Below are 13,189 nucleotides of genomic sequence, written 5' to 3'. Positions count from 1 at the left end.
TTTTTCCGCTTCCCTCCGGTTTTAGGGGAGGGTTAAAAAGAGGTGGGAAGGGTTAGGGGGGTTAGGTTTGAGAGGATTTTGATGATGTCTCGCATTCCAACTTTCCAAACATCCTCTAACGAACTTTAATAAATGAAAGTTTTTAGCTATCTCAAAGCCACTTGAATTTCACCAACGGGACGTGCATCCTTGTGCCCAATAAACGGCACCGCCCTTGATAGTACTGTGTTAGTGACAAAAAAAGTTCACTAGACAATACTTTCTTTAAAACTAACCAGCCTCTGGAGTGAAAATCAGGTTTCTATATATTTACTGAGGATTAGCTTTTAAAGGCAACTTGTATGACAATTGAAGAAGTGATTCAGCTACTCAATGCCAGCCAGCAGACTGTTTTAACGCCCCTTCAAGAAGTGGTGCTACATTCTTCTTGGGAAGGAAAAACTTACACTACCATGGCAGGCAACATACACTATAGAGCCTCACATCTTAGGAAAGTTGCCTCTGGAGTGTGGTCATTATTGAGTGATTTCTTTGGAGAACCAATTACCAAACATAACTTTCGCTCAACTTTAGAGCCACGTCCCCTCAGTTTGGAGCAACGGCAGTTAATTGAGAAATTTAGTCACCAAAGCGAAGCTACATCTGAAGCTACATCTATTGAATTTCCCAGTGGTCCCGTACCGCTTAATTCCAAATTTTACATTTCTCGCTTCCCATCTGAAAAACTAGCCTACGCAGAAATCACAAAACCAGGGTGTATTATCCGCATTAAGGCTCCTAGCAAAACGGGTAAAACTTCCTTGATGCTACGGATTATCGATCACGCTGTCTGTCTTGGCTACCGCACTGTAAGTTTGGATTTTCAGCAAGCAGACGAGGTCGTTTTCTCCTCCCTTGATAAATTTTTGCGCTGGTTTTGTGCTAACATTAGCTGGCAGCTACAGCTACAACCAATGCTCGATGATTATTGGGATGAAGACCTTGGTAGTAAGATGAGCTGTACAATCTATTTACAAAGTTATCTGTTATCACAAATAGACGTTCCCGTAGTCTTAGCTCTGAAAGAGGTAAATCGGATTTTTGACTATCCCAAACTTGCCTCTGAATTTTTATCACTGCTACGTTCGTGGCATGAGGAGACTAAACAAAATGAGGGACTGCAAAAACTTCGGTTCGTTGTTGTTTATTCTACAGAAATTTTTATTCAATTAGATGTCAATCAATCTCCTTTTAACGTCGGGCTAGTGATTCAGTTACCTGAGTTTAATTTAGAGCAAATTCAGGATTTAGCACAACGCCATGGACTAGATTGGACAGATGCCGTAGGAATACAGAATGCTCGCTCTCTACAAGCAATGGTGGGAGGACATCCGTATTTACTAAGGCTCGCACTTTATCATCTTGTTAATGATCCCCAAACAAATTTAGATCAGTTATTACAAGAAGCTCCCACAATTAACGGAATTTATAGGGCTTACTTGCAGGAACATTTAGCACTTTTGCAACAGAACGTTGAATTAGCAAAAGCACTTCAACAGGTGATTACCGCAGGCAGTTTGGAACTCAACCATATATTGGCATACAAATTAGAAAGTATAGGGTTAGTGAAATTTCAAGGGAATAAATGTACTGTATCTTGCGAGTTGTATCGAAAGTATTTTGTTGAGCAAAACTTTGGGGAAGAGAATAAGCGAGAGCAGATGTTAACTGCTGCTGAAGTAACTAGCCCAACTCTAATTACAGAAGACTTATCTAATCATGCCTCAAAAGAATCCATTTCTCACCTCAAAACTTCCAGTTGCAAAGCTAAAATAAAACCTTTACTCATGAATATGAGAAAAAAAAAGGTTGTTAGACAACAAAGAGCTTACAGACTAACAGCTCGTGACTGTGTTCGCCTAGCTAATCATTTAGCATTGTCAGGTGCCCTTCAAACTGGAATTGTCAAAATTCGTGGAGAGGCACTTTCGAGATGGCTTGCTGAAACTACAGGAATCAAAATTGCTCTAGCAAGGAAGTTGGAGCGTGGAGATGAAGAAGGGCTGAGAATTCTCATAGAAGATTTAAATGCGATCGCTCGTAAACTATACCTAGTATACTATTGGCATGAAAACATACCAGAAGTAGAACCCTTACGAAAATACGCAAGCTTTGAAGATTACTTCATAGATTTACATACAGATAATGAGTATAATCCAATAATTAACTTGCACAATAAGTTCTAGTCATATAGCCGTGAGACAATCGTTAGTCTATTATCTCCTACTGTCATAATTGTCGCACTGGAGATTTTATCACTTAATAATTTGCCATCATAATCATATAACTTTAACAAGTGTTCAGCCTGCCCTTCTTGCCTCAATTTTAGGTACCATTCATCCATTAAAGTAGGTTCAGCGCAATGTTTGTATGTAGAAACTCCACCACTAAAGCCAATCTCTAGTAAATGTGCTATAGTTCATTCCATGCTAACACTTAACTATCGATACCGAATCTATCCAAGCACCAGTCAAGAGCAGACATTGATTGAGTGGATGGAAATTTGTCGAGGCGCATATAACTCAATACAGTTCAGTTAAGGATTGATCCTCCCTAGCCCTCCTTAAAAAGGAGGGGACTAAGCCCCCTTTTTAAGGGGGTTGGGGGATCTTAACAAAACTAAACACCACTAACTGAACCGTATTGGCATATAACTATGCACTTCGAGAGATAAAAGATTGGTGTGATAGTCGCAAATGTTTGATTGATAGATGCTCCTTGGAAAAAGAGTACATCCTTCCTGCCGTCTTGAGATTTCCCAATGAGGTCAATCAGCTTAACAACTTGCCAGAAGCCAAGAAAGACTTTCCCAAATTGAGTGAAATTCCTTCTCAGGTACTCCAGCAAGCTATTAAGCAACTGCATCGCGGATGGGAATATTTTCAACGCATAGGATTTGGCTTTCCCCGATTTAAAAAGTATGGACAATTTAAGTCGTTGCTGTTTCCTCAGTTTAGGGAAAATCCAGTAACGAATTTGCATATCAAATTGCCTAAGATTGGAATGATTCCTATCAACTTGCATCGACCTATTCCTAATGGGTTCGTTGTCAAGCAAGTGAGAATCATGAGGAAAGCCGACCGATGCTACGCATCACTCAATATTCAGTGTCATGTCAGTATCCCTGATCCAGATCCTCATGGTCATCCCATTGGAGTTGATATCGGATTGGAAAAGTTTTTGGCAACCAGTGACGGTACTCTCGTAAAACCGCCTAAGTTTTTCAAGAAGCTGCTTTAGCTCGCTGAAATTGCTGCAACGCAGGCTTTCTAGAAAACAGAAACGGTCTAAGAATTACGAGAAGCAGCGCCTAGTGGTTGCACGACTTCATCACCAAATTGACAATACAAGGAAGGATTTTCACTTTAAGCAAGCCCACGCTCTTTGTGACGCTGGCGACATGGTCTTCATGGAAGACTTGGATTACCGCACCAGTGCCAAAGGAATCTTTGGAAAACATATGCTTGATGCTGGGTTTGGTCAGTTTAGAACCATCGTCAAATATGTGTGTTGGAAAAGAGGAAAGTTCTTTGGGGAAGTTGATGCCAGAGGGACTTCTCAAATGTGTCCTGAATGCGGGGGTGAAGTCAAAAAAGACCTAGCTGTTAGAATCCATTGTTGTCCTCCGCAGCGGATATACAACTGACAGGGATGTAGCAGCAGGTCAAAACATTAGAAATAGGGGCATTACCCTAGTTAGTACGCCAGGGCTTGGCGGAATGGAAACTGCCTGCGCAGACGGGCTACCGGGGATTGAGGTAACTCAATCTAGGCAAGTGTCGAAACCCCGTAAGGGAAAAACCAGGAAATTTTCTCAGAAGTGATTTTGGGAAGCCTGCATCATAATCTTTGATTTGATGCAGGAGGATGTCACTCGTTCGACAGTCTATACAACGCTGTAATTACAAATTCCTCGCAACTTTACGGCGAACAAGAGTTGTTCAAAACTCATGAGCATGAAATTGCTTTGGCACGAAGGTTTACAAGCAGTTATCCTTGAGCGACCTACAGTATGTGCGATCGCCGAAGACTTTGTGAAGCGCTACGAATTGCAGGACCGCATCAAAATACAAGAGATTGATATGTGGAGTAAACTACCCACACTGACCTTGCGGTACAGTGTGGGCTTTCAGTAGCCCTGAAGAGTCCGTGCTGAGATTACAGCACAGACCGTTCGAGCCTCCAGGCAGGTTTACAGACTGCCCCAATAACGCAATCATTTTCGCTCCGTTCAAATCAGCATCACACGACACACCGATGCTTCTGGGTGGTGGCTTTCTTGCCCCTACTGATTATTTTTATACCTGTGCTTTCTATCTTCTACCTTTCTTCTTGACATTTAAGCAAATACTTATCTATCATAAAAATAGTTAAGCATTAGCTTAAATATAAGGATGGCGCTAATGATACAACCAGTTGAACGGCACATTGCCAGCAATGGCAGAGGAATCAACGCAAATATGAACACCCTTTTAAATATTGGCAAAAAAGCAATACTAAACTTATACGGGCATGGAATCAAGGGGCTAGTCGTTGCCCCAATCCGGGTAACACCGAATAAAGCAGTAGCTTAGGAAGATTTTTCTATACTTCTGCAAATTATGAGTAGACTAGCTGCCAGTGCTGATGTTTTTGCAGCGATCGCAGATCCAACACGACGGGCGATATTGGATCAGTTACGTACTGGTGAGCAACCAGTTAAACAGTTGGCTGAGCCTTTCGCCATGAGCTTGCCAGCGATTTCTCAGCACTTACAAGTGCTTTGTGAAGTAGGATTAGTACAAATGCGAAAAGCAGGGCGACAGCGGTTATATCGCCTGAACCCGGAGCCTCTTAAGCAGATTTCTGACTGGATTGCACATTACGAACAGTTCTGGCAAGAAAAACTGGATGCCCTAAGCAACTATTTGGAGGAAGATTCATGCTCCGAAACTTGAACAAGGAAGTTTTTTATCCATATCCGCCACAACGAGTTTGGCAGGTACTCACCAACCGTCGCGCCTTAGCTGCATGGTTGATGGAAAATGACTTTGAGCCGCGTGTAGGACACAAATTCCGATTTCAGGAGTCTACACTGCCAGGACTCGATGAAAGTATTGATTGCGAAGTCATTGAACTAGAAGAGCCAAAGCGGCTTTCCTACACTTGGCAGGATAAATTCATGCCTCAGCCTTCCATTGTCACCTGGATTTTGGAACCACAAGAAGGCGGTACTCAGGTGCGCTTGCAACATAGAATTCTAGAAACCGCCATGACTGGATCGCGAGAACCGTGGCAAGGTGAGTCTGTGCATGAGCAAACGACAACAACTGCTCTATATAAAAAGTCACTTGCACAGATAAAATCAGCATCTGCCTTGCAAACAAGAACTTTTATAAGAACGAGTGGCGAACATCAATTGTCCAATTATTGGTCAAGAGGTATAGAATTTCAGGCATCGACGAGCGTGATTCTTACTTCCTATCTCTGTGGTAGGTGGGAGTACAAACTTGAACATACATTGCCACAAGTTCTCTCGTGAAGAAAATAATAGTCTTCTTACAAAAGCATGATTAATGAATATTTAGAACCACATCTGCACACTTATGGAACACAGATAAATTATCTCTGTAAAAGTTGATGCTTCTAGCATTACAAACTTTGGTGAGATAAGTTTCAAACTTGAGCAATGAAATATGACTGAACAAAATTTTGTTGACACTCACACTGGACAGTGGCAGGAAATTGAGCAACTTCCAGGAACAAAAATACTGTCATTGGCGGAACCAGTAGCACAAGGTTCAATCCATAAATTACAAATGGCTGCTGGCACTGTAATTCCAGTTCATTTTCATCCTTGTGATGGTCTATGTTCTTCATGGAACTATCGAAACAGGGGGGCATGAATGCACACCAGGAACATTTTGGTTGACACCTGCTAACACTAAAAATGGTCCTCATAGAGCAATCACATCTGTCGAAATATTGACGATTCGTCTTGGTAAGATGGGAGTTTTTCAGTAGCTCCCTACTTGAAATTTGCTCAGAAAAATAATTTTGTAAATATCCTAGCTATTTGGGCAGTTAGGTTGATTTCAATTTGTCTACTATTTGGAGAAAAACGCTATGAACAATCCTCAACTCAGCATTCCAATGGTTATTCAACCATCAGACAAAGGAGACAAAGCCTTTGATATTTATTCGCGCTTACTTGCAGAGCGAATTGTATTTTTGAAGAGTGAAGTCACAGATGAAACGGCTAATTTGATAGTTGCGCAATTGTTGTTTCTGGATGCTGATGACCCAGAACGAGACATCACATTATACATTAACAGTCCTGGAGGTTCAGTAACAGCAGGAATGGCTGTTTACGATGCCATGAATCAAATTCGTTGTGATGTTTGTACTGCCTGTGTCGGTTTTGCCGCTTCAATGGGAGCATTCTTGCTTTCTTCAGGTACTCAGGGCAAAAGATATGCTCTGCCAAATGCTCGGATTATGATTCATCAACCTTCAGGAGGCGCTCAGGGAGTGGCTAGTGATATTGAGGTTGCAGCTAGAGAAATTTTGCGTACCAAAGAAACTATCAACAAGATATTAGCTGCTAATACTGGTCAACCATTAGAGAAGATTGAACGTGATTCAGACCGAGACTTTTTCATGAGTGCTGAAGAGGCAAAGGCTTACGGCTTAATTGACGGTGTTATCCTGAAAACGCCTACCTCTGTTCAATAGACAAGATTGCATTTCTTTGATTCCATCTGTGTCCATCTGTGGTTAATTATTCTTTGTTTTGCAATGAATGCAAGAAGTCTAATGTTCAACCAACTCCCACATTGACAATCAGTTGAATGGAGGCTGATATTTGTTTTGAATTTACTTGATGCAAAGATGTAAAGACACAAAACTTCTTAGTGTCCTTGGCGTCTTGGTGCTTAGATAAAAAACTGATTGATGAACAGGATTTCAAAGATGAAAATTCTAGTCATTGGTGGCACTAACTTTATTGGTCCTCCTGTCGTTCGTCGCCTCTGTGGTATGGGTTATGAGGTGACTGTATTCCATCGAGGAAAAAGCATAGTTGAATTACCATCAGATGTGCATCGCATTTTGGGTGAACGCACTCACCTAGACAAGTTCAAAAACAAGTTTGAGGAGATTTCGCCCCAAGTCGTCCTGGATATGTTTGCCTACACTGAACAGGATGCACGGACACTGATGAACACGTTTAAGGGTATTGCCCAACGTGTTGTTGCTATCAGCAGTATGGATGTGTATCGTGCCTATGGCGTGATTTTGGGCAGGGAATCTGAACTTGTTCCGGTACCCTTAACTGAAGATTCGCCTCTGCGCTCTTCACTTTATCCTTTTCGGGAGATGCCAAATAGACCTCTAGACGCGCCAGTTGATTACGAAAAGATTCTAGTTGAACGGGTGGTCATGTCAGATCCTGACTTACCTGGCACGATTTTACGGCTACCAATGGTCTATGGTCCAGGAGATATTCGACACCGCTTGTTTCCCTACTTACAACGCATAGATGATAACCGCCCTGCTATTGTGTTGGAAGAGAGTATTGCTGAGTGGCGAGGCTCGTATGGATATGTGGAGAATGTGGCATATGCGATCGCTCTAGCAGTGTGTCATGAACAGGCAAAGGGTCGGATTTATCATGTCGCCGACGCAGAGGTGTTTTCCGAGGCTGAACGGATAACTAGAGTTGGCAAGGTCGCACGATGGCAGGGTAAGGTAATTTCTGTATCTAAAGACAAGTTACCAGTAGAGTGGAAACTGCCGGTGAACACAGAGCAACACTGGTTTGTAGACTCAACTCGCATCCGCCAAGAGTTGGGATACAAGGAAGTTGTACCCCCAGAGGAAGCACTGCAACGAACTATAGACTGGGAGCGGACTCATCCACCAAAGGAACCTGAGAAGTTGGCGGAACCTTGGTTACTGGACTACGCAACTGAAGATACTATTTTGACCAAGCTTGTATGAAATGTTTCACTACAATCCTTTCCCCAATCCGGCGTTTTTGGTTACCAATCATCCTGATTGTGACAACAGCACTTATAGTTTTCGCTTACAACTCAGCTCACTTTCAAACACAATCTGCTCCAGTTAATCAATTAGTAAGTACTATCCTTGGCGAACCCCAAACCTTTAACACTGCCTTCAATCAAGCTGGAGTTAATATTTTTGGCTTGACTTATGAGGGGTTGGTCAAAGAAAACCCAGTAACTGGTAAAGTTGAACCAGCCTTAGCCGAATCTTGGCGAATTTCTGACGACAAATTACGGATTGTTTTTAACTTGCGTTATGGGTTGAAATGGTCTGATGGTAAGCCTCTAACAGCAGATGATGTGGTGTTTACCTACAAAGATATTTACCTTAACCAAGAGATTCCCACAGTTCTCATTGATACATTCCGGATTGGTGAAAGTAGGGCATTGCCCAAGGTTCGCAAATTAGATGAGCATCGGATTGAATTTATTCTACCAGAACCCTATGTTCCTTTCTTGGGTATTACAGCTGCTGAAGTTTTACCCGCCCATGCTCTCCAAGCATCGGTGAAAACGAAAGACCAAGAGGGGAAGCCGATGTTTATAACCAAGTGGGGCACCGATACTCCTCCCGATCAACTGATCGCTAACGGTCCTTATATACTAGAGCGTTACGATATTGGTCAACGTTTGGTGTTCCGGCGCAACCCTTACTACTGGCGCAAAGATGCTCAAGGCAATTCCCAACCTTATATTGAACGGATTGTTTGGCAAATTGTGGCATCGACCGATACTTCCTTGCTCCAATTTCGTTCTGGCGGGTTGGATGTTGAAGCGCTGGAGCCGCAACACTTTTCTTTACTGAAGCGGCAGGAAAAGCAGGGAAATTACAAAATCTATGCGCAACCTAGCTTCCGACCAGAGTTTCTTGTTTTCAATCTGAATAAAGCGACAAGAGATGGAAAACCATTGGTCGATCCAGTAAAGTCGCGTTGGTTTAATACAGTAGAATTTCGACAAGCTGTCGCCTACGCCATCGACCGTCAAACCATGCTTAACAACACGTTTCAGGGCTTGGGTAAACTAGAAAATTCTCCAATTCTCGCGCAAAGTCCTTATTATCTTTCACCCACCGAAGGGTTAAAAGTTTACGATTACAATCCACAAAAAGCGAAGGAACTACTACTAAAAGCTGGATTTAAGTACAACGACAAAAATCAGCTACTAGATGCTCTTGACAACCGCGTTCGCTTCTCTTTAATTACTGGTGCGGGAAGCAAAACAACAGACGCAATAGGATCGCAGATTAAACAAGACTTGAGCAAAATTGGTATTGCAGTCGATTTCGTCACAATGGTAAATAATGCTCTTATAGACAAGCTCTTTAACTCCCAAGATTGGGAAACTTCTTTTGGAAGTTTTCTTAGCAGTTTAGAACCGAACGATTTAGCAGGTGTCTGGACTGCCCAAAACGGAGGTCCTTTGTTTAATCTAAGCCCTCAAGCGGGACACAAGCCTATACAAGGTAGGGAGGTAGCTGATTGGGAAGCAGAAATCGGCAAGCTGTACAGCCAAGCTGCACAAGAGTTTGATCAAGCAAAGCGTAAAGCAGTTTATGCCGAAACTCAGCGGCTTGCTCAGGAGTATTTACCGTGTATTTACTTGATTAACCGCTTGGAAATGATGGCTGTGCGCGATCGCATCCAAGGCATCAAATACTCCGCCAAATATGCCCCCATTGCTCACAAATTTTGGAACATTCATGAAATCAAAGTCACACAATAGGGCATCCAGATTACGATTTTAAAGGAGGTTGTATGAGTCTTTTTTGTTTAGTTCACGGCGCTTTGCAAGGCGCGTGGTGTTGGGATTTGTTGATTCCCGAACTAGAAGCACGAGGTCACAAAACAGTGGCAATGGATCTGCCTATTGAAGACCCCTCCGCCACTTTGTCCGATTTTGCAGATGCAGTAGTTCAGGCAATACCAGAAGATGAAGACAACGTGGTAGTAGTCGGTCACTCGATGGCTGGTACTGTTATTCCCCTTGTCGCCACCCAACGTCGAGTCCGTCGGCTAGTGTTCCTCGCCGCGCTCATTCCGCATGTAGGAACAAGTGTCCTCGACCAGTTCTATGATGAGGTTGATCCCAATGCCCTTAAAGCACTAGGTTACGAACTGCCAGAGGCGAGTAAGTTCGAGCAGTTCCGTGATGAGCCTGATATGTACAACCCAGCTGTGCTTGGCGCTGCGCTTGGCAAAGACTCTTCAGGGAACGAAGCACTAGCAATGGAAGTTCTGTTTCACGACTGTGAACCTGATGTGGCGCGTTGGGCAATCTCCAAACTACGGAATCAACAATCAATGGCACACATTTTCGAGGTCACTCCCCTGCAAGCTTTCCCGGATGTGGAGTACACGTATATTGTCTGCACTGATGACCGGACAATTTCTCCTGTATGGTCGCGATACGCTGCACGCAAACGTTTGGGGGTTGATGCCATAGAATTGCCTGGAGGACATTGCCCCTATCTGTCTCGCCCTACCCACCTTGCTTCGGTACTGAGTGCTGAGTAAATTTCAGTGTCATCTACTGAATTTAGAAATCTGGTTTTTTACAGCAGTTTTCAATTGATTAGGATACAGGTTGGCTCTGGAGGGCACAGCAATGCTGTGCCCCTACCATGTAGTTTGTAGTTTATGCTTTTGAAAGCCTTCTGCCTTTTTGTACTAGTTTGTGTTGAGAGTTAGCTGTAAATTTTTTAACAATTCATCTGAGGTAAAAGGCTTTGACAAAAAGGTTGTGATGCTATCACCAACAATTTTAATTATTTCATGGTTTGATACTAACCCGCTAACGCCAATAATTTTGACTTTTGGGTTCATTCTTTTCAAGATGCGGATAGTCGTTGAACCATCCATAGAGGGCATCATCATATCAAGCAACACGACACTAATTTCATGCTGATGTTGTGTATACAATGCCACAGCCTCGATGCCGTCACGAGCAACAACAACTTTGTAGGCATTTCTTTCCAACAAGTTTTTAGTAATTTCACGAATTGAGTCGTCATCGTCAACAAGGAGAACTAATTCTCCATGTCCTATCAGTAACTCGTTGTGCCCTGTTAATATCTCATCTGCTTCCACTGTCTGCTTAACTGGTAAACACACCTGAAACTCTGTTCCTTTTCTGATTTCACTGACTACGTTCACAAAACCGCCGTGGCTTTTAACGATACCCATGACTGTAGAAAGACCAAGACCTGTACCTTGACCCAATTCTTTTGTTGTAAAAAATGGTTCAAAGATTCTATCTATTATTTCCTTGGGAATTCCTGTTCCTGTATCAGATATGGTGATAGCAACATAAGGACCAACTTTACCATCAAGATTTTTACGTATTTGCTGCGTATCAATCCACATATTTTTAGCGACAATCCGCAAAACACCACCTTCTAGCATGGCATCACGAGCATTAATGCAGAGATTCATGAGCGCTTGGTGTAACTGGGTAGCATCACCAGAGATTGTCCAGAGATTTGGCGTGGGAATATCTACGCAGATATCAATTGCTTTAGGAAATGTCTGTCTAAGAATCTGTTCAACTTCTAAAATTAAGTGTCTCACCTGCAAAGTCGTGAAGTTAACTTCATGACCTCGTGAAAACCACAGCACTTGTTTTACCAAATCTGCCGCACGTCTAACGTTATTTTCCAGTATAGAAAGCCACTGCTTGCCCTGTTTATCGAACAGTTGTGTCTGTAAAAGTTGAACCGTCATCATCATCGGTGTCAACGCGTTATTTAAGTCGTGGGCAATACCGCTTGCCAAGGTGCCAAGGCTTTCCATGCGCTGTGCTTGCAGAAATTGCGCTTCGAGTTGTTTTTTCTCTGTAATGTCGGTGTTGACTGTCAGGATAGATTTAGGTTGTCCCTGCTCATCTTGCATGAGTGTCCAGCGACTTTGAACGATAATTTCCTTGCCGTCTTTGTGTACCTGGCTCAATTCACCCTGCCATGAACCATGTTCAATCAAGCTTGTTTGGATATCTTCAAGTTGAGATAAAGTTTCCTGTCGATAGAGAAGTTCATTGGCATTTTTGCCGATCGCTTCTTCTGTGTTCCATCCGTAGAGATTTTCAGCCCCTTTGTTCCAAAATTGGATTTGGTGATCTAAGTCTCGTACAAGAATCGCATCTGTCGTAATATCGAGCAAAGCAGCTTGTTCGCGGATTTTCTGTTCTGCTTGCTTGTGTTGTGTAAGGTTCAAGACAAAACCAACTATGCTTTGTTGAGATTTTTCTAGAAGGGCAATACCAATAAGTACAGGAACACGACGACCATCTTTGCGAATGTATTCCTTCTCGAAAGGAGTACACACTCCAGAATTGATGAGTTGTGCTATAGCCCTTTCATCTGCACTCCGATATTCTGGGGAAGTCATTTCCTTCCAATGCAATTTTCCTGACAGCAGTTCTTTGCGCTCATATCCCACCATCTGGAGAAAAGCATCGTTTGCTTCTGTGATTTTGCCGCTTAAGTCTGCCAAAATGATCCCAACGATATTAGACTCAACCAAACGTCTAAACCGAGCCTCACTTTCTTGGAGTGCTTGAAAAGCTTGCGAGCGTTCTTGTTCTGAACGCTTGCGTTTAGAAATTTCCTTCTCCAAATGCTCATTTTGCTCTTTTAGTCTTTTCGTAAGGTTTTGCAGACGTAAGTGAATATTAACTCTTCCTAAAACTTCTTCACTCTCTAGGGGTTTGGTGATGTAATCCACTGCGCCAATATTCAAACCTTTGACCCTATCTACCCTCTGTGCAAGAGCAGTCAAAAAAATGACAGGAATATCTTGGGTAGCTGGATTTGTTTTCAAGCGACGGCACGTTTCAAAACCGTCTATTTTCGGCATTAATACATCTAATAATATCAGGTCTGGTAAGGCAGATTCTGCTATTTCCACTGCTCTTTCCCCATTGTCAGCCATTAAAACTGTAAAGCCAGCATTATCTAACAAATTGAGCAAGAGTTCTATATGTGCCTTATTGTCATCCACGATTAAGATGACACCTTTTTCAGTGGTATTAATACTCATTAATGCCTCTTAAAAATGTTTTAAAAAGTTTTCCTGAGAAAAGCTTTGTCAATTTAATAGATGACACAC

At 42.5% G+C, this 13,189-nt stretch carries 14 protein-coding genes; 13 read left to right on the top strand and 1 reads right to left on the bottom strand.

What is annotated here, in order from left to right; genetic code table 11:
• Nucleotides 1-341 precede the first annotated feature (341 nt).
• From V5G28_RS36160 to V5G28_RS36105, 13 genes are all read left to right on the top strand, one after another.
• The gene (locus tag V5G28_RS36160) at nt 342-2,225 is read left to right on the top strand and encodes an AAA-like domain-containing protein (RefSeq protein ID WP_332990330.1); all 1,884 of its coding nucleotides are present in this window, start codon (nt 342-344) and stop codon (nt 2,223-2,225) included.
• Between the two features lie 240 nt (nt 2,226-2,465).
• Nucleotides 2,466-2,579, top strand: coding sequence for a helix-turn-helix domain-containing protein (locus V5G28_RS37010; RefSeq protein WP_442994329.1), 114 nt, complete (start codon nt 2,466-2,468; stop codon nt 2,577-2,579).
• A gap of 103 nt (nt 2,580-2,682) precedes the next feature.
• Nucleotides 2,683-3,279 (top strand): RNA-guided endonuclease InsQ/TnpB family protein, encoded by a 597-nt coding sequence (locus V5G28_RS36155; protein ID WP_332990327.1) that lies wholly within the window; start codon nt 2,683-2,685, stop codon nt 3,277-3,279.
• Between the two features lie 10 nt (nt 3,280-3,289).
• A complete protein-coding gene (locus V5G28_RS36150) occupies nt 3,290-3,685 on the top strand; it encodes an RNA-guided endonuclease InsQ/TnpB family protein (RefSeq protein ID WP_332990325.1) in 396 nt (131 codons plus the stop codon).
• Between the two features lie 304 nt (nt 3,686-3,989).
• Complete coding sequence (locus V5G28_RS36145; RefSeq protein WP_332990322.1) at nt 3,990-4,175, top strand: hypothetical protein; 186 nt, start codon at nt 3,990-3,992, stop codon at nt 4,173-4,175.
• 267 nt (nt 4,176-4,442) lie between these two features.
• Nucleotides 4,443-4,613, top strand: coding sequence for a hypothetical protein (locus V5G28_RS36140; RefSeq protein WP_332990320.1), 171 nt, complete (start codon nt 4,443-4,445; stop codon nt 4,611-4,613).
• A 27-nt stretch (nt 4,614-4,640) separates the two neighbouring features.
• Nucleotides 4,641-4,976, top strand: a complete 336-nt coding sequence (locus tag V5G28_RS36135) for an ArsR/SmtB family transcription factor (protein WP_041033416.1) — start codon at nt 4,641-4,643, stop codon at nt 4,974-4,976.
• Nucleotides 4,961-5,560 carry an SRPBCC family protein gene (locus V5G28_RS36130; RefSeq protein ID WP_332990314.1) on the top strand — a complete coding sequence of 200 codons (600 nt, stop codon included), beginning with the start codon at nt 4,961-4,963 and terminating at the stop codon, nt 5,558-5,560. The genes V5G28_RS36135 and V5G28_RS36130 overlap by 16 nt, the downstream gene beginning before the upstream one ends.
• Nucleotides 5,561-5,714: 154 nt before the next feature.
• Nucleotides 5,715-5,924: a hypothetical protein gene (locus V5G28_RS36125; protein ID WP_332990312.1), complete on the top strand. Its 210-nt coding sequence runs from the start codon at nt 5,715-5,717 to the stop codon at nt 5,922-5,924.
• Between the two features lie 220 nt (nt 5,925-6,144).
• A complete protein-coding gene (gene clpP / locus V5G28_RS36120) occupies nt 6,145-6,753 on the top strand; it encodes an ATP-dependent Clp endopeptidase proteolytic subunit ClpP (RefSeq protein WP_332990310.1) in 609 nt (202 codons plus the stop codon).
• A 237-nt stretch (nt 6,754-6,990) separates the two neighbouring features.
• On the top strand, nt 6,991-8,019 hold the full coding sequence (locus V5G28_RS36115) for an NAD-dependent epimerase/dehydratase family protein (protein WP_332990308.1): 1,029 nt from the start codon (nt 6,991-6,993) through the stop codon (nt 8,017-8,019).
• Nucleotides 8,016-9,809 carry an ABC transporter substrate-binding protein gene (locus V5G28_RS36110; protein ID WP_332990305.1) on the top strand — a complete coding sequence of 598 codons (1,794 nt, stop codon included), beginning with the start codon at nt 8,016-8,018 and terminating at the stop codon, nt 9,807-9,809. The genes V5G28_RS36115 and V5G28_RS36110 overlap by 4 nt, the downstream gene beginning before the upstream one ends.
• Nucleotides 9,810-9,841: 32 nt before the next feature.
• Complete coding sequence (locus tag V5G28_RS36105) at nt 9,842-10,600, top strand: alpha/beta fold hydrolase (RefSeq protein ID WP_096563022.1); 759 nt, start codon at nt 9,842-9,844, stop codon at nt 10,598-10,600.
• A 153-nt stretch (nt 10,601-10,753) separates the two neighbouring features.
• On the opposite strand, the gene V5G28_RS36100 is transcribed toward V5G28_RS36105, so the two are convergent.
• Nucleotides 10,754-13,120 carry a response regulator gene (locus V5G28_RS36100; protein WP_332990299.1) on the bottom strand — a complete coding sequence of 789 codons (2,367 nt, stop codon included), beginning with the start codon at nt 13,118-13,120 and terminating at the stop codon, nt 10,754-10,756.
• Between the last annotated feature and the right edge of the window lie 69 nt (nt 13,121-13,189).

It is taken from the genome of Scytonema sp. PRP1 (assembly GCF_036697665.2).
GTDB lineage: Bacteria > Cyanobacteriota > Cyanobacteriia > Cyanobacteriales > Nostocaceae > Kalymmatonema > Kalymmatonema gypsitolerans.
This window is presented reverse-complemented; position numbering and strand designations above follow the sequence as displayed.

Coding starts and splice junctions, on each gene's coding strand:
- V5G28_RS36160 (WP_332990330.1), top strand. CDS start 342: ATGACAATTGAAGAAGTGATTCAGCTACTCAATGCCAGCCAGCAGACT.
- clpP (WP_332990310.1), top strand. CDS start 6,145: ATGAACAATCCTCAACTCAGCATTCCAATGGTTATTCAACCATCAGAC.
- V5G28_RS36145 (WP_332990322.1), top strand. CDS start 3,990: ATGAGCATGAAATTGCTTTGGCACGAAGGTTTACAAGCAGTTATCCTT.
- V5G28_RS36135 (WP_041033416.1), top strand. CDS start 4,641: ATGAGTAGACTAGCTGCCAGTGCTGATGTTTTTGCAGCGATCGCAGAT.
- V5G28_RS37010 (WP_442994329.1), top strand. CDS start 2,466: ATGCTAACACTTAACTATCGATACCGAATCTATCCAAGCACCAGTCAA.
- V5G28_RS36140 (WP_332990320.1), top strand. CDS start 4,443: ATGATACAACCAGTTGAACGGCACATTGCCAGCAATGGCAGAGGAATC.
- V5G28_RS36115 (WP_332990308.1), top strand. CDS start 6,991: ATGAAAATTCTAGTCATTGGTGGCACTAACTTTATTGGTCCTCCTGTC.
- V5G28_RS36105 (WP_096563022.1), top strand. CDS start 9,842: ATGAGTCTTTTTTGTTTAGTTCACGGCGCTTTGCAAGGCGCGTGGTGT.
- V5G28_RS36125 (WP_332990312.1), top strand. CDS start 5,715: ATGACTGAACAAAATTTTGTTGACACTCACACTGGACAGTGGCAGGAA.
- V5G28_RS36130 (WP_332990314.1), top strand. CDS start 4,961: ATGCTCCGAAACTTGAACAAGGAAGTTTTTTATCCATATCCGCCACAA.
- V5G28_RS36100 (WP_332990299.1), bottom strand. CDS start 13,120: ATGAGTATTAATACCACTGAAAAAGGTGTCATCTTAATCGTGGATGAC.
- V5G28_RS36110 (WP_332990305.1), top strand. CDS start 8,016: ATGAAATGTTTCACTACAATCCTTTCCCCAATCCGGCGTTTTTGGTTA.